The 19,330-nt window shown below is 71.1% G+C and carries 16 protein-coding genes and 3 pseudogenes; 8 read left to right on the forward strand and 11 right to left on the reverse strand.

All coding sequences use genetic code 11. From position 1 onward, the window contains the following. Both pucL and IEZ19_RS25795 read left to right on the forward strand, forming a co-directional pair. Window positions 1-957: a factor-independent urate hydroxylase gene (gene pucL, locus IEZ19_RS25790; protein ID WP_189313667.1), complete on the forward strand. Its 957-nt coding sequence runs from the start codon at window positions 1-3 to the stop codon at window positions 955-957. Between the two features lie 124 nt (window positions 958-1,081). Then, window positions 1,082-2,458, forward strand: coding sequence for an 8-oxoguanine deaminase (locus IEZ19_RS25795; RefSeq protein WP_189313668.1), 1,377 nt, complete (start codon window positions 1,082-1,084; stop codon window positions 2,456-2,458). A gap of 523 nt (window positions 2,459-2,981) precedes the next feature. Here the strand turns inward: IEZ19_RS25795 and IEZ19_RS25800 are convergent. Continuing rightward, window positions 2,982-4,415 carry an MFS transporter gene (locus tag IEZ19_RS25800; protein WP_189313669.1) on the reverse strand — a complete coding sequence of 478 codons (1,434 nt, stop codon included), beginning with the start codon at window positions 4,413-4,415 and terminating at the stop codon, window positions 2,982-2,984. Window positions 4,416-4,499: 84 nt separating this feature from the next. On the opposite strand from IEZ19_RS25800, the gene IEZ19_RS25805 reads away from it, so the two are divergent. Continuing rightward, window positions 4,500-4,901: a winged helix-turn-helix transcriptional regulator gene (locus IEZ19_RS25805; protein WP_189313670.1), complete on the forward strand. Its 402-nt coding sequence runs from the start codon at window positions 4,500-4,502 to the stop codon at window positions 4,899-4,901. Window positions 4,902-4,958: 57 nt separating this feature from the next. Here IEZ19_RS25805 and IEZ19_RS25810 read toward each other — a convergent pair whose 3' ends face one another. From IEZ19_RS25810 to IEZ19_RS25825, 4 genes are all read right to left on the reverse strand, one after another. Next, window positions 4,959-5,381 (reverse strand): acyl-CoA thioesterase, encoded by a 423-nt coding sequence (locus IEZ19_RS25810; RefSeq protein WP_189313671.1) that lies wholly within the window; start codon window positions 5,379-5,381, stop codon window positions 4,959-4,961. 70 nt (window positions 5,382-5,451) lie between these two features. After that, window positions 5,452-6,105, reverse strand: a complete 654-nt coding sequence (locus IEZ19_RS25815; protein WP_189313672.1) for a hypothetical protein — start codon at window positions 6,103-6,105, stop codon at window positions 5,452-5,454. 64 nt (window positions 6,106-6,169) lie between these two features. Further along, window positions 6,170-6,769 (reverse strand): histidine phosphatase family protein, encoded by a 600-nt coding sequence (locus tag IEZ19_RS25820; protein ID WP_189313673.1) that lies wholly within the window; start codon window positions 6,767-6,769, stop codon window positions 6,170-6,172. Between the two features lie 41 nt (window positions 6,770-6,810). Further along, window positions 6,811-8,019, reverse strand: a complete 1,209-nt coding sequence (locus IEZ19_RS25825) for a pyridoxal phosphate-dependent aminotransferase (protein WP_189313674.1) — start codon at window positions 8,017-8,019, stop codon at window positions 6,811-6,813. 82 nt (window positions 8,020-8,101) lie between these two features. On the opposite strand from IEZ19_RS25825, the gene IEZ19_RS25830 reads away from it, so the two are divergent. Next, complete coding sequence (locus IEZ19_RS25830) at window positions 8,102-8,728, forward strand: winged helix-turn-helix transcriptional regulator (protein WP_189313675.1); 627 nt, start codon at window positions 8,102-8,104, stop codon at window positions 8,726-8,728. A gap of 65 nt (window positions 8,729-8,793) precedes the next feature. Here IEZ19_RS25830 and IEZ19_RS25835 read toward each other — a convergent pair whose 3' ends face one another. From IEZ19_RS25835 to IEZ19_RS25850, 4 genes are all read right to left on the reverse strand, one after another. Beyond that, window positions 8,794-9,627, reverse strand: coding sequence for a hypothetical protein (locus IEZ19_RS25835; protein ID WP_189313676.1), 834 nt, complete (start codon window positions 9,625-9,627; stop codon window positions 8,794-8,796). Next, window positions 9,627-10,889, reverse strand: coding sequence for a VWA domain-containing protein (locus IEZ19_RS25840; protein ID WP_189313677.1), 1,263 nt, complete (start codon window positions 10,887-10,889; stop codon window positions 9,627-9,629). Before IEZ19_RS25840 ends, IEZ19_RS25835 begins: the two co-directional genes overlap by 1 nt. Window positions 10,890-11,024: 135 nt before the next feature. Continuing rightward, the gene (locus tag IEZ19_RS25845; protein WP_189313707.1) at window positions 11,025-12,089 is read right to left on the reverse strand and encodes a carboxypeptidase regulatory-like domain-containing protein; all 1,065 of its coding nucleotides are present in this window, start codon (window positions 12,087-12,089) and stop codon (window positions 11,025-11,027) included. Window positions 12,090-12,165: 76 nt separating this feature from the next. Next, the gene (locus IEZ19_RS25850; protein WP_189313678.1) at window positions 12,166-13,878 is read right to left on the reverse strand and encodes an MOSC and FAD-binding oxidoreductase domain-containing protein; all 1,713 of its coding nucleotides are present in this window, start codon (window positions 13,876-13,878) and stop codon (window positions 12,166-12,168) included. A 410-nt stretch (window positions 13,879-14,288) separates the two neighbouring features. On the opposite strand from IEZ19_RS25850, the pseudogene IEZ19_RS52650 reads away from it, so the two are divergent. Next, window positions 14,289-14,465, forward strand: a pseudogene (locus tag IEZ19_RS52650) (LysR substrate-binding domain-containing protein); the annotation flags it as partial. Between the two features lie 142 nt (window positions 14,466-14,607). Here the strand turns inward: IEZ19_RS52650 and IEZ19_RS25860 are convergent. Further along, a pseudogene (locus tag IEZ19_RS25860) lies at window positions 14,608-14,769 on the reverse strand (CGNR zinc finger domain-containing protein); the annotation flags it as partial. 42 nt (window positions 14,770-14,811) lie between these two features. Between IEZ19_RS25860 and IEZ19_RS25865 the strand changes: the two are divergent. The 3 genes and pseudogenes from IEZ19_RS25865 (at window position 14,812) to IEZ19_RS25875 (ending at window position 17,756) form a co-directional block, all read left to right on the forward strand. After that, window positions 14,812-15,704 (forward strand): annotated as a pseudogene (locus tag IEZ19_RS25865) (alpha/beta fold hydrolase). Between the two features lie 76 nt (window positions 15,705-15,780). Further along, window positions 15,781-16,641 carry a DUF427 domain-containing protein gene (locus IEZ19_RS25870; RefSeq protein ID WP_189313679.1) on the forward strand — a complete coding sequence of 287 codons (861 nt, stop codon included), beginning with the start codon at window positions 15,781-15,783 and terminating at the stop codon, window positions 16,639-16,641. 185 nt (window positions 16,642-16,826) lie between these two features. Continuing rightward, window positions 16,827-17,756, forward strand: coding sequence for a ketopantoate reductase family protein (locus tag IEZ19_RS25875; RefSeq protein WP_189313680.1), 930 nt, complete (start codon window positions 16,827-16,829; stop codon window positions 17,754-17,756). A 3-nt stretch (window positions 17,757-17,759) separates the two neighbouring features. Here the strand turns inward: IEZ19_RS25875 and IEZ19_RS25880 are convergent, their stop codons facing one another. Further along, on the reverse strand, window positions 17,760-19,253 hold the full coding sequence (locus IEZ19_RS25880; RefSeq protein ID WP_189313681.1) for an IucA/IucC family protein: 1,494 nt from the start codon (window positions 19,251-19,253) through the stop codon (window positions 17,760-17,762). Window positions 19,254-19,330 lie beyond the last annotated feature (77 nt).

The raw sequence follows: 19,330 nt of genomic DNA on the forward strand, positions 1-19,330 counted from the left end.
ATGACTGTCAATTCCCGCCCTGCCCGTCCTGTGATCCTGGGACAGAACCAGTACGGCAAGGCCGAGAACCGAGTCGTCAAGATCACGCGGGACGGCGCCACCCACCACATCAAGGACCTCAACGTGTCCGTGTCGCTGAGCGGCGACATGGAGGAGGTCCACTACTCCGGCTCCAACGCCAACGTCCTGCCGACCGACACCACCAAGAACACGGTGTACGCGTTCGCCAAGGAGCACGGCATCGAGTCCGCCGAGCAGTTCGGCATCCACCTCGCCCGGCACTTCGTGACCTCGCAGGAGCCGATCCACCGCACCCGGATTCGCATCGAGGAGTACGCCTGGGAGCGGATCGAGACGTCCGACGCCGGCTCCGGGTCCAGCGGCACGGACGAGGCCAAGCACTCCTTCGTCCGCAAGGGCCAGGAGACCCGGCTGACCCAGATCACGTACGACGGCGAGTCGTGGGAGGTGATCTCGGGGCTGAAGGACCTGGTCGTGATGAACTCGACCGACTCCGAGTTCTGGGGCTACGTCAAGGACAAGTACACGACGCTCCCGGAGGCGTACGACCGCATCCTGGCCACCCAGGTCTCCGGCCGCTGGCGGTTCAACTGGACCGACGACGAGCAGGAGATGCCCGACTGGGAGAACTCCTACGAGCAGACGAAGAAGCACCTGCTCCAGGCCTTCGCCGAGACGTACTCGCTCTCGCTGCAGCAGACGCTCTACCAGATGGGTTCGCGGATCATCGACAACCGCACCGAGATCGACGAGGTCCGCTTCTCGCTGCCGAACAAGCACCACTTCCTTGTCGACCTGGAGCCCTTCGGACTGAAGAACGCCACCGAAGACGGTGCTGTGTACTTCGCCGCCGACCGTCCCTACGGCCTCATCGAGGCCACGGTCCTGCGGGACGGCTGCGAGGCGCGGATCCCGGTGGACCTCACCAACCTCTGACCCTCCTCCCTTTCGGCACCCGTGACCGGGGAGGCGCATCTCCCGGCTCCCCGACCACGGCACTCAAACTTCCGGGGTCCTGCCGTGCCCACTTCACAAGTCCACTGAGCGAAAAGGACGAATCATGGCAGCAGCCCAGCGCATCGTCATCGAGAACGGCGCGATCGCGACGGTCGACGCGGACGACACCGAGTACACGAACGGGTACCTCGTCATCGCCGGCAACCGCATCGAGGCGCTCGGCGCGGGCAAGGCCCCCGAGGGCCTGGAGAACGTCGTACGCCGCATCGACGCGTCCGGGCACCTGGTCACACCCGGCCTGGTCAACACGCACCACCACTTCTACCAGTGGATCACCCGCGGACTGGCCACCGACCACAGCCTCTTCGACTGGCTGGTCGCCCTCTACCCGATCTGGGCGCGCATCGACGAGCCGATGGCCTACGCGGCCGCGCAGGGCTCCCTCGCGGTGATGGCCCGTGGCGGTGTCACCACCGCGATGGACCACCACTACGTCTACCCGAAGGGCTCCGGCGACCTGTCCGGCGCCATCATCCGCGCCGCCCGCGAGACGGGCGTCCGCTTCACCCTCGCCCGTGGCTCCATGGACCGCGGCGAGAAGTCCGGCGGCCTGCCGCCGGACTTCGCCGTGGAGACGCTCGAGAGCGCCCTGGCCGCCACCGAGGAGACGGTCGAGCAGTACCACGACGCCTCCTTCGACGCGATGACCCAAGTGGCCGTGGCGCCCTGCTCGCCCTTCTCCGTCTCCACCGAACTCCTGTGTGAGGGCGCCGCGTTGGCTCGCCGGCTAGGCGTGCGGCTGCACACGCACGGCTCGGAGACGGTCGAGGAGGAGAAGTTCTGCCACGAGCTGTTCGGCATGGGCCCGACCGACTACTTCGAGTCGACGGGCTGGCTCGGCGAGGACGTGTGGATGGCGCACTGCGTCCACATGAACGACGCCGACATCGCGGCCTTCGCCCGGACGAGGACCGGCGTCGCCCACTGTCCGTCGTCCAACGCCCGTCTGGCGGCAGGCATCGCGCGGGTGCCCGACATGCTGGCGGCCGGCGTCCCGGTCGGCCTCGGCGTCGACGGCACGGCGTCGAACGAGTCGGGCGAGCTGCACACCGAACTGCGCAACGCGCTGCTCATCAACCGCCTGGGCGCGCACCGGGAAGCGGCGCTGAACGCCCGTCAGGTGCTGCGCCTCGGGACGTACGGCGGCGCCCGAGTGCTGGGCCGCAGCACCGAGATCGGCTCTCTGGAGCCGGGCAAGCTCGCCGACCTGGTGCTCTGGAGGCTCGACACCGTCGCACACGCCTCCATCGCCGACCCGGTGACCGCGCTGGTCTTCGGTGCGGCGGCGCCGGTGACGGCGTCGTTCGTGAATGGCCGTCAGATCGTCGAGGCGGGCCGCCTGCTGCACGTCGACGAGGACGAGATCGCCCGCTCCACGCGGGCCGAGGCCCAGCGCCTGGCGCGGATCGCCGCGGGATAACTCCTCGTCGCCGAACGACATCCGATCTCCGGCCGGGAGGGACGGCTCCCGGTCGGCAGCCGTGGACCCGAGCGGGGTTCATGGCGGCCGTATCCGGGGCGCGTGCGTGGACGCGCCCGCGCCCCGGACGGTCCCGGACGGGGGGCGTGGCCGCAGTCCTGCTCAACCTGGTCTTCAACCACCCCGGCGACGGCCGCGAAGCCCACGACGTGACGCATCCGATGGAAGCGGGGGAGGAGATCGTCGCCGACGGGACACCTTGTGCGCCTGGGAGGCTTTCGTGGAGGGGTGAGGCGGGGGCCGGTCCGCTGGAGGCCTGGCCGAGGGGTGAGGCGTGGGGGGCAGGTCCGCTCGGGGCTCGGCGAAGGGCTGAGGCGTGGGGCGGGATCGCCGTGGGACCCGGGGAGGCCCGAGCCCCACGGCGGTCGCTGGGAGACGTCGTGGAGGTCTGACGTGCGCGGAGGAACCGTCGGAGCTGGACCGGCGCGACTGGAAGCCCCGTCCTCCGCCACCTCCCCGTAGGTCACCCCCTCCGCCCCGAACGCAGGACCACCGCCCCCAGCGTCAAGGCCCCCACCGCGATGCCGGTCGCCACCCGGAACGCCAGCTGGTAGCCCTCCGCCGTGGCCGGGAGCAGCTCCGCGCCGCCGTTCAGCAACCCGTCCGTCCGGCTCGCCGCCAGCGTCGTCAGTACCGCCAGGCCCAGCGAACCGCCCACCACCTGCGTCGTGTTGAAGAGGCCGGAAGCCAGCCCCGCGTCCTCCTCCCGCGCTCCCGACATGGCCAGCCCGGTCAGTGCGGGCATCGCGGCCGCGAACCCCGTGGCCAGCAGGAGCAGCGGCGGCAGCACGTCGGTGGCGTACGAACCCTCCGCCGGGGCGCGGCTCAGCAGGGCCATGCCCCCGGCGATCAGCACCAGCCCGGCCACCAGCACCCGATACGCCCCGAACCGCTCGATGGTCCGCGCCGAAAGGCCCAGCATCAGCAGCCCGATGGCGACCGGCGCGGGAAGGAACGCCGTCCCGGTCGCCAACTCGCTGAAACCGAGTACCCGTTGCAGATACAGCGCGCCGATGAACTGGAAGCCGTACATCGTCCCGATCATCAGCACCTGGACGGCGTTCGCGCCGGCCAGCAGCCGCGAGCGGAACAGCCGCAGCCGCAGCAGCGGGCGTGCGGCGCGGGCCTGGCGGAGGGTGAACACCACGAAGAGCCCGAGGGCCAGGGCGGCCGGCAGCAGAGTGGCGGCGAGCTCGCGATCACCGGCGCCCACGATGACGTACACCGTCAGCATCAGCGCGCCGGTGACGAGTGCGGCCCCCGGATAGTCGGCGCCCTTACCGAGCCCCGCGCCACGCTCCGGCGCCAGGACCCGGACCGCCGCCAGCCACGCCACCACGCCGATCGGCAGGTTGATCAGAAAGATCCAGTGCCAGCTCAGGGCCTGCGTCAGCGCCCCGCCGAGGAAGGTGCCGAGCGCCCCGCCCGCCGCGCCGACCGCGCTGAACACCGCGATGGCGCGGGCCTGTTCACGTGGCTCGGGGAACAGGGACACCAGCATTCCGAGCACCACGGCCGACGCCATCGCGCTGCCCGTACCTTGCAGCGCCCGTGCCGCGATCAGCACGTCCTGACCGGTGGCCACCCCGGCCAGCACCGACGCCACGGTGAACACGGCGAGGCCCGCCGTGAACATCCGCTTGCGGCCCACCAGGTCCCCGAGCCGGCCGATCAGCAGGAGCAGCCCGCCGAACGGGATCAGATAGGCGTTGACGACCCAGGCGAGCCCCGGCCCGCTGAACCCCAGATCGCGCTGGATGGCCGGCATCGCCACCGTGACGATGTTGCCGTCCAGGATCGTCATCAGCGCTCCCGCGCACAGCACGACGAGGGACGCCCCACGGGAGTACGTTCGGGACGGCGCCACCCGTGCCGGTGACTCGATCGACGTCGACATGCTTGCTCCAACCACCCTAGGTGCACGACTTGTAACGGAGTACATCGTGGGTGACCATGGGTAGCGGCATAAGGAGGCAGTTCGATGTCCCAGAGGAACACCGGTGTTACCCCGCAGGTCGTGAACGCGCACGCATGCCCGGTGCGGGAAGTTCTTGACAGGGTCGCCGGAAAATGGAGCGTACAGATCCTGGTCGCGGCCGCTCAAGGGCCCATCCGCTTCACCGAGTTGGAGCGAGGCATCGAGGGCATCAGCCGCCGTATGCTCACGCTCACCCTGCGCAACCTGGAGCGCGACGGCCTGGTGACACGCACCGTGTATCCGACGGTGCCGCCGAGGGTGGAGTACGAACTCACGCCGGTGGCCCAGGAGCTGCACGAGACGCTCCAGCGGCTGACCGACTGGGCCGAGCGCAACCGCGTGTACATCGCCGAGGCGCGGGCGGCCTACGACGTCGAGCGCCAGCCGGAGTTGCTCGACGCGTAGGCGGCGGGCCCTGCTGGACGGGTTCGGCGGCAGGCCACCCGCCGACGGCGGGACGCGCTAGATCCCGAACAGAGCCAGGTCCGTCGCCAGCTCCTTGAATATCTCCTGGGGGTCGGCGACCAGCCTGCGCTGCTTGAGGTCCATGATCCCGCCGACCGCGGTGATCTCGGCGGCCACCGTGCCGTCGGTCTTGCGCACCAGCTGCACGATCCGGAACGTCTTGCCCTCGCCCCACTCGAACGCGCAGGTCACGTCCACCTCGTCGCCGGCGAGCAGCTCACGCCGGTAGCGGATCGTCGTCTCCAGCGAGACCGGACCCACGCCCCGGCCGACGAGCTGCGCCTGGCTCACCCCGGCCGCCTGGAGCAGCGACCAGCGGGCGTGCTCCGCGTAGTTGAGGTACACCGCCTGGTTGAGGTGGCCCTGCACATCGGTCTCGTACCCTCGGACGATGACCCGGACGGAAAACGGCTCGCTCACGACTTCCTCTTCTCGTGTACGGCTTCTCGTGTACGACGCATTGATCTCGTCCGATCCTGGCATGCGCGGCTCACGCCCGGCGCGGGGAGGCCAGCAGACAGCGCGCCCTCGTCCGCGCCTCCGTGTACTCCCCGGCCTGCCAGCCGGCCGCCTCCAGCGTGGCCGCGTACGCCCCCAGCGCCTCGCCGGCCGGTCCGTACACGGCGACCGCCTCGGGCTGTGGGGTGGCACGTACCCGGTAACCGTCGCCGTCCGTCCCCTCCGGCCGGTGCCCGGCGGCCTCCAGGGCGAGTGCGGCGGCCCGCACGAGATGCGTGCGCTCCCACCCGCACGGCCGGTCCATGGCCCCGTCCGGATTGGTCATCCGGCGCAGCTCGAGCAGCCCCTGCCAGGCGCTGTGCACCTCCCGCACCCGAGCCGGACCCGCCGTCCCGGCCGCGTCGAGGGCCTCCTCCTCCTCCTCCTCGCCGCCGACGCGAGCAGCGAACCCCCCACCGCCTGCCGCGGCGGCGGCCGCCGGGACGGTGGGCTCCTGCGCCGGCGACTCCCTTGTGCGATGTCCCGCGGGCGTCAGGAAGTGGTCGTGCGGCGGGCGCGGGTGGCGGAAGGCGAGCCCCCGTTTCACCAGCGCCGCGAGCTGTGCCTCCGTACCGCGCAGCCGCCCGGTGACCGGGTCGGCGGCGTCGATGACACGCCGCTGCGCGGCGCTCGGTGGTCGTGTCACGGCGTGCTCCTCCCGGTCGTCGGCTTCTTCGAAGCGTACGACCGGGGTATGACAGCGGGACGCACTAGGGAGTCGGCCGGATGTTCCAGCCCGCGATCACCGGGCGCATGTGCTCCGTGCCCAGTCGGCACACCGTGCCCGTGGCCAGCTGGAACAGGGCTCCCTGCGACGGAGCCAGCCCCAGCCGGCGGGCGGTCAGGACGCGCAGGAAGTGGCCGTGCGCGACCAGCAGGACGATGCCCTCGGTGTTCGCCATGGCCGCGTCCACCTTGGCGAGCATCCGGTCGGCACGCTCCCCGACCTGCTCCGGGGTCTCCCCGGGATGTTCGGCCGGCCCCGGTGCGACCCCGTCCGTGAACAGGAACCAGCCGGGGTGCATGCGCTGGATCTCGGCGGTGGTGATCCCCTCGTAGCCGCCGTAGTCCCATTCGCGCAGGTCGGTGTCGACACGGCAGTCGTCCACCCCGATGAGCTGAGCCGTCTCCCGGGCCCGCTGCATCGGGCTGACGAAGGCGGCGCCGATCCGGTGCGAGCGGATCAGCGGAACCAGCCGCCGCGCCTCGTCCCGCCCGTGCTCGGTGAGCGGTACGTCCGTCCAGCTGGTGTGCCGCCCGGACCGCGACCATTCGGTCTCACCGTGCCGGACCACAAAAAGATCACCCATGTCCCCAGATTATGGGCGTGCGGCGTGCGGGACGCGTCCGACTACTGCCGGTAGCCGCTCAGGAAGCGCCCGATCCGGCCGATTGCCGCCTCCAGGTCGTCCGCGTACGGGAGGGTCAGGATGCGGAAGTGGTCGGGGGCGGGCCAGTTGAAGCCCGTGCCCTGGACCACCTGGATCTTCTCCCTCAGCAGCAGGTCCAGGACGAACTTCTCGTCGTCGTGGATCTTGTGGACCTTGGGGTCGATGCGCGGGAACGCGTACAGCGCGCCCTTGGGCTTCACGCAGGACACCCCGGGGATCTCGTTCAGCCTCTCCCAGGCCATGTTCCGCTGCTCGTGCAACCGGCCGCCGGGCGCGGTCAGTTCACGGATGGACTGGCGGCCGCCGAGCGCCGCCTGGATGGCGTACTGCGCCGGCGCGTTGGCGCACAGGCGCATCGAGGCCAGCATGGTCAGACCCTCGAGGTAGTCCTTCGCGTGCTGCTTCGGGCCCGTGATCACCAGCCACCCCGAGCGGAAGCCCGCCACCCGGTACGTCTTCGACAGGCCGCAGAAGGTGAGCACGACGAGGTCGGGGGCGAGCGCGGCGGCCGAGTGGTGCACGGCGTCGTCGTAGAGGATCTGGTCGTAGATCTCGTCCGCGAAGACCATCAGGCCGTGCCGGCGGGCCAGGTCGAGGATGCCCTCCACGACCTCCTTCGGATAGACCGCGCCCGTAGGGTTGTTGGGGTTGATGACGACCACGGCCTTCGTACGGTCCGTGATCTTCGACGCCATGTCGTCCAGGTCCGGGTACCAGTCGGCCTGTTCGTCGCAGAGGTAGTGGACCGCCTTGCCGCCCGCGAGAGTCGTCGCCGCAGTCCAGAGGGGGAAGTCCGGGGCGGGGACGAGGATTTCGTCGCCGTCCTCCACCAGCGCCTGCACGGCCATCGACACCAGCTCGGAGACGCCGTTGCCGAGGAACACGTCGTCGACACCGACCTCCAGGCCCAGGGTCTGATAGCGCTGGGCGACGGCCCGGCGGGCGGAGAGGATGCCGCGCGAGTCGGTGTAGCCGTGCGCCTGCGGGAGCATCCGGATCATGTCCTGGAGGATCTCCTCCGGCGCCTCGAAGCCGAACAGCGCGGGGTTGCCGGTGTTCAGGCGCAGCACGCTGTGGCCCGCCTCCTCCAGCGCGTTGGCGTGCTCGATCACCGGGCCGCGGATCTCGTAACAGACCTCGCTGAGCTTGTTCGACTGCCGGAACTCCATTGCGCCCCTCCGGAAACTCGTGTTGCTTGGTTTTACCAAGCGGGAGCTTGGAAAGTCCAACAACACGTCTAGACTGCGTCGCATGTCACCACGCCGAAGCTACGACCAGTACTGCTCCGCCGCCCGCGCGCTCGACGTCGTCGGCGACCGCTGGACCCTGCTGATCGTCCGGGAGCTGCTCGCGGGTCCCCGCCGCTACACGGACCTGCACGCGGACCTGCCCGGTGTGAGCACGGACGTACTCGCCTCGCGGCTGAAGGACATGGAACGCGACGGACTGACGACCCGCCGCCGGCTGCCGCCGCCGGGAGCGGCCTTCGTGTATGAACTCACCGTGCAGGGACGGGAGTTGCTGCCGGTGCTGCAGGCGCTGGGGGAGTGGGGGCAGCCCGAGCTGGGCGAGCGGCGGCCGACCGACGCGGTGCGCGCGCACTGGTTCGCGCTGCCGTTGCTGCGGGCCCTGGAGGGCGAGGGACTGGTCGAAGTCCACCTGGAGGAAGGGGACTTCCATCTGTTCGTGGGGGTGCAGGAGGGGCCGGTGTACGGCGACGGGCCCGCACCCCGGGAGCCCGACGCGAGGCTCGCCATGGACACCGGCACCTGTACGGCCGTCGCCCGGGGCGAGTTGGGGCTGCCGGACGCGGTGCGGGCCGGGCGGATCGCCGTGACCGGTGACGGCACCGTGGCCAAGGCGCTGCGCGAGGCCTGAGCACCCGGGCAGCGGAAAGGCCCGCCACGGTCGTGCGGCGGGCCTTTCGTCGGACGGGCTCGGGGTCACACGTTCGGCGGCACCCGAGTGGGTCGTCCCGATCCGCGCGTCAGCGCGTAGCCGCCGACACCGGCGAGCGCGGCGAGCGCGCCGCCCACCGCGGTCCACACCCAGCGGTCGGACCACCAGCCGGAGGACCAGCCGTCGTCGGGCTCCAGGCTGGAGAGCACCGCGCTCTTCGACGACGTGTCCTCGTCGGACCCGGACCCGGACCCGGACCCCGACTCGGCCTCGGCCTTGACCGCGGCACCCGGTACCAGCGGCTCGGCCAGCGAGCCGTCCACCGCGGCCGAACCGCCGATGCCCTTCGAGTCGACGTGGACCTCCGCGTTCACCGGCTGGCCCAGGTCGGAGTCGGCCAGGTTCACCACCGTCAGCCGGATGTAGTACGTGCCCGGCAGCGGGTCGTTGGCCCACGGCTCCGACCAGGAGCGGACCGTGCGCAGGATGCAGGCCAGCTCGACGGAGGCGGTGCCCTCGGCGGCGGTGCGGGTCTGGGCGCCGTACTGGCAGGACTGGCGGCGGCGCAGGCCGTCGTACACGTCGAGCTGCCAGGTCTCCGCGGTGTGCGTCTGAGGCAGCTTCACCGTCGCCCTGACGTTCGGCCGCTGCCCCGCGTCGGCCGGGAACGACCAGTACAGGTAGTCACCCGTAGAGCCGCTCGCGGTGGCCTGCTGCTCCTGTTCGATCTCCGTCGCCGTACGGAACGACGTGCCCGCCCGAGTGGGCGCCTGGCCGTCCTCGGAGGCGCTCGGCGACGGCGTGGAGTCGGCGGCGGCCGGGGCCGCGGCGATTCCCAGCGCCAGCAGAGCGCCGGTCAACACACGTGTGATACCCATCAGTTCGTCCTCCAGACCGCGACACGCCAGCGCGACACCCAGCCCCACAGCAGACCCGCGACGAAGCCCGTCAGCACCAGCGCGCCCAGCAGCCACCAGCCGCGGCCGAGGCCGAAGGAGGCCACGTCGCTCGCCCTGCTCGGCCCGTCGACGACGTCCACGGTCAGCTCCAGCGGCAGACCCGGGCTGGTCTTCACCCCGGCCGCGGCGGAATAGGAGTTGGTGACCTGGAGGCAGACGGTCTCGGCGGTGGCGGTGTCGTCGTCGCTCTCCGCCTTCGGGTAGCGCAGGCCCGTCGAGATGACGTCCGTACGGCCGTTGCCCGCCGCCTCGCCGCGCACGATCTCACGGCCGTGCGTGGTGACCGCGCGCAGCAGCACGCCGTAGTCGGGGTTCACGGCCCGGTCGGCCGCGACGCTCACCGAGGCGCGCAGCTCCTGGCCGGGGTCGACGTCGACCTTGTACCAGCGCTGCTGCCCGAACTCCTCACGGTCCGTGTAGAGCCCGGACTTGAGGGACGGTGCCTGCGCGCACTGCGCGGCGCCCTCGATCGCCACCGGCGTCACCACCGGATCGGCGGCCCGGTCGACCAACTGGCCCACACGGTCGGTCAGTTCCTCCTTGTGCTGCACGGAGGTGTACGTCCCACCGGTCGCGTCGGCGATGCAGCTGAGCTGGTCCCGGGTCTTGGCGTCCGGCACCAGCCCCAGGGTGTCGATGGTCAGCCCGATGCCCTGGGCTGCTATCTCGCGGGCCACCTCGCACGGGTCCAGCGGCTGGCAGGTGTCCTCGCCGTCGCTGATCAGGACGATACGGCGGGTGCCGTCACCGTCGCCGAAGTCGCCGGCCGCCTTCTGCAGCGCGGGGCCGATCGGCGTCCAGCCGGTCGGCACCAGGGTGGCGACGGCCGTCTTGGCCTCGGTCCGGTCCAGCGGGCCGACCGGGTAGAGCTGCGCGGTGTCCGTGCAGCCCGTCTTCCGGTCGTTCCCGCGGTAGTTGGCGCCAAGGGTGCGGATGCCGAGCTGCACCTCTTCGGGTGTCGCGTCGAGTACCTCGTTGAACGCCTGCTTCGCCGCGGCCATCCGGGTGCCGCCGTCGATGTCGGCGGTCCGCATGGATCCGCTGACGTCCAGTACCAGTTCCACCTTGGGCGCGGCCTGTTCGGTCTCGTCGGCGACCGCTCCGACGGGAAACGCGATCCCGGCCGTCAGGGCGGCGAGCACGGCACAGACTCCTGCCGCCAGCCGTTGTCTTCTGATCATCGGCGGATCCTATTGATCCAATGCGTCGTGAACCAAAACGGGCCGGTGACAGGCGGACGGGCCGGTCCGCGAGGACCGGCCCATCCTTCGTGCCGAGGTGGTGCCGCCGACGGGGGTTTCCCGCCGGCTCCCCTGCTACTTGCGCTTCAGAGTGAAGTCACTGGTGACCGTCGCTCCCTTCTGGATCTTCACCGTCCGCACGGTGGGCTGGTAGCCGTCCTTGGCGACGATGACGGTGAGCGGGCTGTTGCGGGTGTCGAGCCACAGGGCGTACGTGCCGTCGGAGCCCGTGGTCAGCGTGTACGTCGAGGCCCAGCTGTCGATCTGCACGGTCGCCTTGGCCAGCGGTGCGGTGCCACCGGAGGCCGTGGCACCCAGGACGGTACCGGTGATCTTGCCCCAGCTCTTGGGCGGGTTGACGTGCAGGCTGACCGGGACGTGCGGCACGGAGTACGGCGTGTCGCTGCTGACGGTCAGGTTGGCCTTCAGCTCACCGGGCTGGGTCACTTCGGGAACCGAGGCGTCCAGGGAGACGGTGACGGTCGCGCTCGCACCGGGCTGGAGAGTGAGCTGCTGGGTGCTCTCGTTCAGCCATGTGACGTCGCCCGACCCGACCTGGTCGTAGCCCGGCAGCAATTCGACCATCGCGGTCGGCGCGCCGGGTGCGTAGCCGCCGCCGACCTTGTAGAAGCCGGGGGCGCCGCCGCCACGGTAGGTGGGGAGGCTGGGGTTGGGAAGCGCGCTCCAGGTGCCGGACTCCGGGTCGAATGCCTGGCTCCGGTTGCTCAGCGCGCTGTTGCTGACACCGCCGGTCAGCAACAGCAGGCCATTGGCCGCGGTGTTGACCGTGCCCCACTGGGCAGCCGGCATGTCCGCGAGCTGGGGCCAGCTGTCGGGGTTCGGGTCGTAGACGTAGGTGTGGGTGACGTCGTTGTTGCTGGCGCCCAGCCCGCCCGCACAGTAGAGGAGGTTGTGGATGGCGCCGCAGGCCTCCCACGAGATCGGCTCGGGGTAGGCGGCGATCGTGGACCAGCTGTCGGCGTCGGGGTCGTACACGCCGGCGTCGGTGGTGCCGCAGGTGCTGGTGCCGCATCCGCCGATCATGTAGAGCTTGCCGCCGACCACGGCGTTACCGGCACCGGCGTACGGCGTGGGCGCGGCCGCGCCGGTGGTCCAGCTGTCCGAGGCCGGGTCGTAGATTTCGAGCCTGGCGTCGGGGTTGCCGGTCGGCCCCCAGCCGCCGACGGCGGAACGGGCCGCTGGACTGTGTCAACGGTCAGAGGTCCAGGACGACTTCGGTCGTGGGACGGCTGCAGCAGACGAGGACGCTGCCGGGCTCCGGAGGTTCGAGCGGCTGCGGGGAGTAGCTGATGTCACCGGAGACGAGCGGGGTGACGCAGGTGTGGCAGACGCCGGTGCGGCAGGACCAGCGGGTGGGGATGTCGCAGGCCTCGGCGAGGTCGAGGAGCGACGTGTGCTCCGCCGACCAGGGGGTGCTGATGCCGCTGCGGGCGAAGGTGATGAGCGGACCGGTGCCCGTGGGCCCGGGCGGCTGGTGCGGTCGTACCGTCGTGCCGGACGTGACACCGGGGTTGACGGCGGACAGGGCACCGAACTGCTCCGTATGGATCCGCGCCGGGTCCAGACCGTGCTCGCGCAGCATGCCGCCCAGACCGTCCATGAAGGCGGGCGGCCCGCAGAGATAGGCGTCGGCGTCGGCGGGGACACCCATGGCTGCGAGCGACTCGGCAGTCGGACGGCCGTGCGTGATGTGCGGCTCGTCGGGGCACGGCGCCTCGGCCGTGTAGTAGATGTGCTCGTGGGCGTCCGGGAGTCGGGCCAGCAGCGTGTGGGCCTCGTCGGCGAAGGCGTGGTGGGCGCGGTCGTGGGCCGTATGGATCCACCACACCGGGCGGGGGCCCCGTGCCCCGGCGAGGCGATGGAGCATCGCCATCACGGGAGTGGCGCCGATGCCCGCCGAGGCGAGGACGACCGGGCCAGTGCCCTCCTCGAGAACGAACGTGCCGCGCGGGCTCGCGATGTCGACCAGGTCGCCGGGGCGCAGGCCGGTGTGGATGTAGCCGCTGACCCGGCCGTGGGGTTCGTGCTTCACGCTGATGCGATAGGTGTCGGCGCCGGGCGCGGACGACAGCGAGTAACTGCGCACCGTGGGCCCGGTGTCGCCGACCACCAGGCGGACGGAGAGGTACTGGCCGGGTCGGGCCTCGGGCAGGGGAGTGCCGTCGGTGGTGTCGAGGTAGACCGAGGAGACGGTCGGCGTCTCGGGCACGATGCGGGCGACACGCAGCGTCTTGAACCCGGGCCAGCCCGCTTTCTGCCGGGGCTGTTCGCCGGCGGCCAGCTCGCGGAACGACTGCTGCCAACCGGGGCTCAGCGCCGGGACGTCGAGCGCTCTGCGCAGCTTCTCCGGGTCGCGGCCGGGGAGATACAGCAGGGCGTCCGTGTCCGCGACCGTGAGGTGCTCGGGTCCCCGGCCGACGAGGGTGATCTCGTCGCCGCTTTGGACCCGGCCCTCGGTGAGGACGCGCAGATAGAAGCCGGGGCGGTGATGGGCGACCAGCAGGGAGGCCATCGCGGGCTCGCCCAGGCGCATGCCGACGCGGTAGCAGGTGACCCGGGGCTGGGTGACCTCGAACTCGGCCTCGCCGATGCGGTACCGGTCGCCGATGCACACCTCGTCGTCGGGCAGCCCGTCGACGGTGAAGTTCTCGCCGAAGTTGCCGAACGTCAGGTCGTCCCGGCCGAGCTGTTTCTGCCAGTACCGGTACGACTCCACCTGGTAGACGAGGACGGCGCGCATTTCGCCGCCGTGCCCCGCCAGGTCGCCCTGGCCGTCGCCGTCGATGTTCAGCCGTCGCACCATCCGGGGCCCGTCGACCGGAGCCTTCCAGACACCCGTGCGGACGGTCCGGTCCTGCCAGGAGACGTCCTTGGGCATCCCTACGTTGACGGACACCAGCGTCGCCATCGCGGTTCTCCTCCGTGGGTGGCCGTACAACGGCCGATATTAGTTCTCCGGCCGACAGCGCCGCGATTCGGTGGTCGTAAGACTTTTCTCTTCTCCGCCAGGATTTCCCGACGGGGCTGCGCGGATGGTTGAAAGGTCTCCATTCGCTTTTTCTGGCCCCGTCATTCATTTCACGCATGCGCGCGAGGTGGCGTGGCCGCGCCGTGCTGCACGAGACTGATCACATGGAGTTCAAGCTCGAGGTCGTCATCCTTCCGGTGACCGATGTCGACCGGTCGCCGGCCTTCTGCACCGAGGGGCCGGGTTTCCATACGTGAGCCGAGGACTTCACCCGTGCTCGTAATCCCGCGCACGGGATTCTCACGTGTGACCCGAAGCCTTTGTTCGCGGACCGCGTGGTCGAGCATCTGATGGCCGACGGCACGGACCTGGTGGCGGGACCGGAGCCGACGGCCGCCACCGCGCGCGTGTACGTCCCGGGCCGGGAGGAGATGATGGTGGTGGCCTCGCCCTCGCACCCTTGCGCCGCGCGCGCGTCGGTGGCGGTCGAGGACCTCGCCGGCGAGCCGTTCGTGCACGACGACCCTGAGAACGGCATGGGCGCGTGGAACGGCAGGACCGGGGCGCGCGGCGGCTCAGGGCTACCGCGCCGCACAGGACCAGGTCCACCCCGTCACGCGGGGCCCACCCTGTGCCGTGCCCGGAAGTCGATTCCCGTCGCCCGGAGCGTCACTCAGCGGCGGTCGCGCGGGTGCGCTCGTAGTGGCGGCGGGCCTTCATGCGGTTTCCGCACACGGCCATCGAGCACCAGCGGCCCTTGTTGGTCCTGCTGCGGTCGAGCAGGAAGCGGCGGCACTCCGGGTTGGCGCACGCGCGCAGCCGACCCGGCACGGGAATGCATAACCAGAAACATCGAAGAAGGAGGTTAGAGAGATGGCGCCCGCAGTCCACCACCGCACCGGCACCGTCGATGGCCTGGAGGTCTTCTACCGCGAGGCCGGCGACCCCCAGGCGCCCACCGTCGTCCTGCTGCACGGCTTCCCGACCAGCTCGCACATGTTCCGCCACCTGATCCCGGCGCTCGCCGACCAGTACCACGTCATCGCCCCCGACCACATCGGGTTCGGCCAGTCGGCGATGCCGGACCCGAAGGACTTCCCGTACACCTTCGACGCCCTGACCGACGTCACCGCCGGACTGCTCGAGCGGCTCGGCGTCGACCGGTTCGCGATGTACGTCCAGGACTACGGCGCCCCCATCGGCTGGCGGCTCGCCCTGCGCGACCCGGACCGCGTCACGGCGATCATCACGCAGAACGGGAACGCGTACGAGGAGGGCTTCGCGAAGCCCTTCTGGGACGGCGTCTTCGCCTACGCCTCGGCGCCCGGCCCCGAGACCGAGGCCCCCATGCGCGGTGCCCTGACCGCCGAGATCACCCGCTGGCAGTACGTGAACGGCGTCGGCGACCCGACCCTGGTCAGCCCCGACAACTGGATCCACGACCAGGCCCTGCTCGACCGGCCCGGCAACGACGAGATCCAGCTCAGGCTGTTCCGTGACTACCCCACCAACGTGGACTCCTACCCACAGGTCCACCAGTACTTCCGCGACTCGCGGGTGCCGCTGCTCGCCGTCTGGGGCGAGAACGACGAGATCTTCGGCCCCGACGGCGCCCGGGCCTTCGCCCAGGACCTGCCCGACGCCGAGATCCACCTGCTGCCCTCCGGCCACTTCGCCCTGGAGAGCCACCTCGACACATCACCGAGCACATCCGCGACTTCCTCGGCCGCGTCCTCGCCCGCCCGGCCGGAGCCCTGACGACCTGACCGGCAACCACAACACGCCACTGCCCCACGCCGGGGCGCGGCCTCCCGCCCGCCCTGGACCCGGAAGGAACTCATCATGGGACTGTCCTGGCAACAAGGCCCCCTGTCCGCCGGCGCGATCGGGCACTTCCTCACGCCCGAACCGCTGCCCGAGCGGCTGCTGTTCGTCGAGCGGCTGCGCAGGCGCATGCGCGTGAGGTTCCACGACACCTGGATCGCCGACAGCGAGAACGTGCTCCTGCTGCACGAGCCCGGCCGCTACCCCGTCGCCTACTTCCCCCGCGCGGACGTCGACGAGAAGGCCCTGGTTCCCAACGGCAAGGTCACGCGGCACAAGGACCTCGGCGACACCACCTGGTACGCGGTCACCGCCGGCGGCCACACCACCGAGCGCGCCGCGTGGGAGCCGACCGCGCTGCCCGCGCACGCCGCCGACCTCCAGGGCCGTATCGCGTTCGCCTGGCGGGCGATGGACGCCTTCTACGAGGAGGACGAACGCATCCTCGGCCACGCCGCCGACCCCTACCACCGCATCGACATCCGCGACACCTCCCGCACCCTCGAAGTCCGGGCCGCAGACACCGTGGTGGCCCGCTCCGAGCACCCCGTCGTGCTGTACGAGTCCGGCTTCGCCCCGCGCTGGTACGTCCCGCGCGCCGACATCGACGAGGCGCAACTGAAGCCCGTCGAGGGCCAGACGTTCTGTCCCTACAAGGGACTGTGCGACTACTACGACATCGGCGACGCCCACCGCGCCGCCTGGTCGTACCGCAATGCCTACCGCGAGGTCGGCCGGATCGGCGACCTGGTGTCCTTCGAACCGGACCAGGTCGAGGTCCACCTCGACGGCAAGCGCCTCGGACTCGAGCCCGGCCAGAAGGTCGTCCCGCACGGCGTCGACCGCGGCCTGGATGCCGACGAGGTCAAGGGCCACTGAGTCTGTGCGCCCATTTCCGCATCCCGTGTCCCCCGCCGGTATTCGAGAAACCTGGGACCGGCCACGAAAAGACGCCTCCCGGAACTGTGGGTGGCACGCGGCCTGACGGGCCGGCTCGATACCACCCGGACCGGTGACGGACACTGGAGTCTGCCGGTGCGGCTCGTACAGAAGGAGAACACGCCATGCGTATCGCCGTCGTAGGAGCGGGCGGTGTCGGAGGGTACTTCGGGGCCCGGCTCGCCGCGGGCGGGCACGAGGTCACCTTCGTCGCGAGGGGAGCGCATCTGCGGGCCGTCCGGGAGCACGGCCTGCTGGTGCGCAGCCCGCTCGGCGACCTGAGAGTCCCGGCCGCGTCCGTGGTGCCGGCCATCGCCGAACTGCCGCCCGTCGACGTGGTGATCGTCGCCGTGAAGCTGTGGGACACCGAGGACGTCGCGGCCCAGTTGCGCGATGTCGTGGGCGCCGGGACCCGCGTCGTCTCGCTGCAGAACGGGGTCCGCAAGGACGATGTCCTGCGCCGCCATCTGCCCGCGGAGGCCGTGTGGGGAGGCGTCTGCTACATCTCCGCCGTCATCGAGGAGCCCGGAGTCGTCGTCCACCGGGGCGAGTTGCAGAAGCTGGTGTTCGGTCCTTACGGCGAGGACTCCCACCTCACCGCCGAGTTCCTCGACGCGTGCCGCTCCTGCGGCATCGAGGCGGACCTCAGCCCGGACATCGAGCGGGTCGTCTGGGAGAAGTTCGTCTTCCTGGTGGGCCTTTCCGCCACGACCAGCGCCGTACGGCAGCCCATCGGGGTGATCCGCGCCGACTCCCGTTCCAGGGAACTGCTGCACGACGTGATGGCGGAAGCCCTCGAGGTGGGCCGGGCCGCCGGAGTGAAACTCGACCCGGGCTTCGCCGACGAGCGGCTGGCGTTCTGCGACACCGTGCCGGCTGGAATGTCCTCCTCGATGCATCACGATCTGACCCAGGGCAACCGACCCGAACTGCCCTGGCTCAGCGGGAGCGTTGTCGACCTGGGCCGCGAACTGGGCATCCCCACACCGCGCAACCGCACGATCGCCGACATCCTCGCCCCTTATGAGCTGGGACGGCCCGAGGCCGGCTCCTGACGGTCAGTGCAGCGGATTCGGCAGCGTCGTCCACTGGTCGCCCGGGATGTCCCGGGACAGGCGCATCAGCGTCAGGGCCTTGGCCGGGACGGGGGATTCGCGCAGGGCGGTGAGGTCGGGGCCGGCGGGCAGGTCGCGTACGGCCGTGTCGAGGGCGGAGCGCAGCGACGCGGCCGAGCCCGCCGTCCCGGCCAGCGACCCCGCCATCAGGGAGCCGAACAGCTTGCGGCGCAGAGCCGTCTCGTCGTCCGTGACCAGGCGCCCGGTGAGCGGCGGTGGCGTGATGCCGTGGCGGGTCAGGCGGGCGGGGCTGATCCGGATGTCGGCCAGGTCGCGGTAGATCAGGCGAACGGGCGTGCCGGAGGCCGACAGGACCACGAGGAGGTTCTGGCCGTGCGCCTCCAGGGCCACACCCAGCTCCAGCAGGCGCAGGCCGACCGTCAGTGCGAGGCGGGTGAGGGCGGCGAGCCGCTCGGGGGAGCCCGGCAGGTCCGTGGCGGCCAGGGAGGCCACCGGCAGTACCTGCTCGCCCGGGGCCGCATACATCTGCGGCGACTCGCGCAGTACGGCCGCCAGGTCGGAGGAGTCGGCCGTGATCGCGCCCAGCGTGCGGGTGACGTGCAGCAGCCCGTCCGTGCGGGCCGCCAGCTCCTCCGCGAAGGCCGACAGGGTCGCGGACGCGGCGACCGAGTACCGGGAGATGTCCCGCACCGACGAGGTCAGCCGGGTGCTGAGCGCCGTCTTGACATGCGGTCCGCCCGGCAGGGCGAGCGTGCGCAGCGACATCAGCGGATGGGCGGCAGGACCGTTCTCGCAGGGGACCTTGAGGACGTGGGCGGCCTGCCAGGGGTGCACCGGGATCAACAGCCGAGTTCCGTCCCGGAGTTCCTCCGGCCAGTCGCCGGTCAGCAGAGACTCCGAGGCGTCGACCGGCACCGTCCCCAGCCGCACCACCGGCCGGTGCTCGGGGCCGTACGCCAGCTGCTCCGCCACCGAGAAGCCGGGCCGGGAACGGCAGTTGGGGTGGAAGGGATGGCCGTCCACCACCCGCTGCTCCCACTCCCAGTCCCGCTCGGGCCACTCCGCCGAGTGATCGGGCTGCCCGGCCCGCGACAGCGCCAACGAGGCGGTGCTGTGCGCCAGTTCGGCCGCGAAGCCGGTCGCGTGCGGCACCGCCAGGCCGGTCATCAGCCGGGCCGGATCGTCGTACGGCACACCGTCCAGACGTACGGCGCTCACGTAGGCGTCGGTCGCGTACGGATCCGCGAGCGGCCCGCGCAGCGCCCGGCCGTCGGCGAGCCGGAGTTCCAGGCCCTCCGAGCCCGCCACCCGCCGTGTGACCCAGGGCAGCGGCTCGTGCGCCAGCGCCCGCCACAGCCGCGTCAGCACGGCCGCGCGGGCGCCGGGCAGCTCGGCCGCGTACCGGGGCACCAGAGCGGGCCGTATGTCGGCCAGTTCGGCCGCGACCTGGGCTTCGGCGGTCGGGGGACGGTGCACGGGCGGGCTCCTCGGATCAGGGACGGGACGGTGACGATCGCACATGGGACGGGCCGTGACGACCGCGGGGGTGCGAC

This window comes from Streptomyces brasiliensis (genome assembly GCF_014647875.1).
Classification (GTDB): Bacteria; Actinomycetota; Actinomycetes; order Streptomycetales; family Streptomycetaceae; genus Streptomyces; species Streptomyces brasiliensis.

Excerpts from the sequence above, each read along its gene's own strand:
- pucL (WP_189313667.1), top strand. The coding sequence starts at position 1 with ATGACTGTCAATTCCCGCCCTGCCCGTCCTGTGATCCTGGGACAGAAC.
- IEZ19_RS25795 (WP_189313668.1), top strand. The coding sequence starts at position 1,082 with ATGGCAGCAGCCCAGCGCATCGTCATCGAGAACGGCGCGATCGCGACG.
- IEZ19_RS25800 (WP_189313669.1), bottom strand. The coding sequence starts at position 4,415 with ATGTCGACGTCGATCGAGTCACCGGCACGGGTGGCGCCGTCCCGAACG.
- IEZ19_RS25805 (WP_189313670.1), top strand. The coding sequence starts at position 4,500 with ATGTCCCAGAGGAACACCGGTGTTACCCCGCAGGTCGTGAACGCGCAC.
- IEZ19_RS25820 (WP_189313673.1), bottom strand. The coding sequence starts at position 6,769 with ATGGGTGATCTTTTTGTGGTCCGGCACGGTGAGACCGAATGGTCGCGG.
- IEZ19_RS25825 (WP_189313674.1), bottom strand. The coding sequence starts at position 8,019 with ATGGAGTTCCGGCAGTCGAACAAGCTCAGCGAGGTCTGTTACGAGATC.
- IEZ19_RS25830 (WP_189313675.1), top strand. The coding sequence starts at position 8,102 with ATGTCACCACGCCGAAGCTACGACCAGTACTGCTCCGCCGCCCGCGCG.
- IEZ19_RS25835 (WP_189313676.1), bottom strand. The coding sequence starts at position 9,627 with ATGGGTATCACACGTGTGTTGACCGGCGCTCTGCTGGCGCTGGGAATC.
- IEZ19_RS25840 (WP_189313677.1), bottom strand. The coding sequence starts at position 10,889 with ATGATCAGAAGACAACGGCTGGCGGCAGGAGTCTGTGCCGTGCTCGCC.
- IEZ19_RS25850 (WP_189313678.1), bottom strand. The coding sequence starts at position 13,878 with ATGGCGACGCTGGTGTCCGTCAACGTAGGGATGCCCAAGGACGTCTCC.
- IEZ19_RS25870 (WP_189313679.1), top strand. The coding sequence starts at position 15,781 with ATGGGACTGTCCTGGCAACAAGGCCCCCTGTCCGCCGGCGCGATCGGG.
- IEZ19_RS25875 (WP_189313680.1), top strand. The coding sequence starts at position 16,827 with ATGCGTATCGCCGTCGTAGGAGCGGGCGGTGTCGGAGGGTACTTCGGG.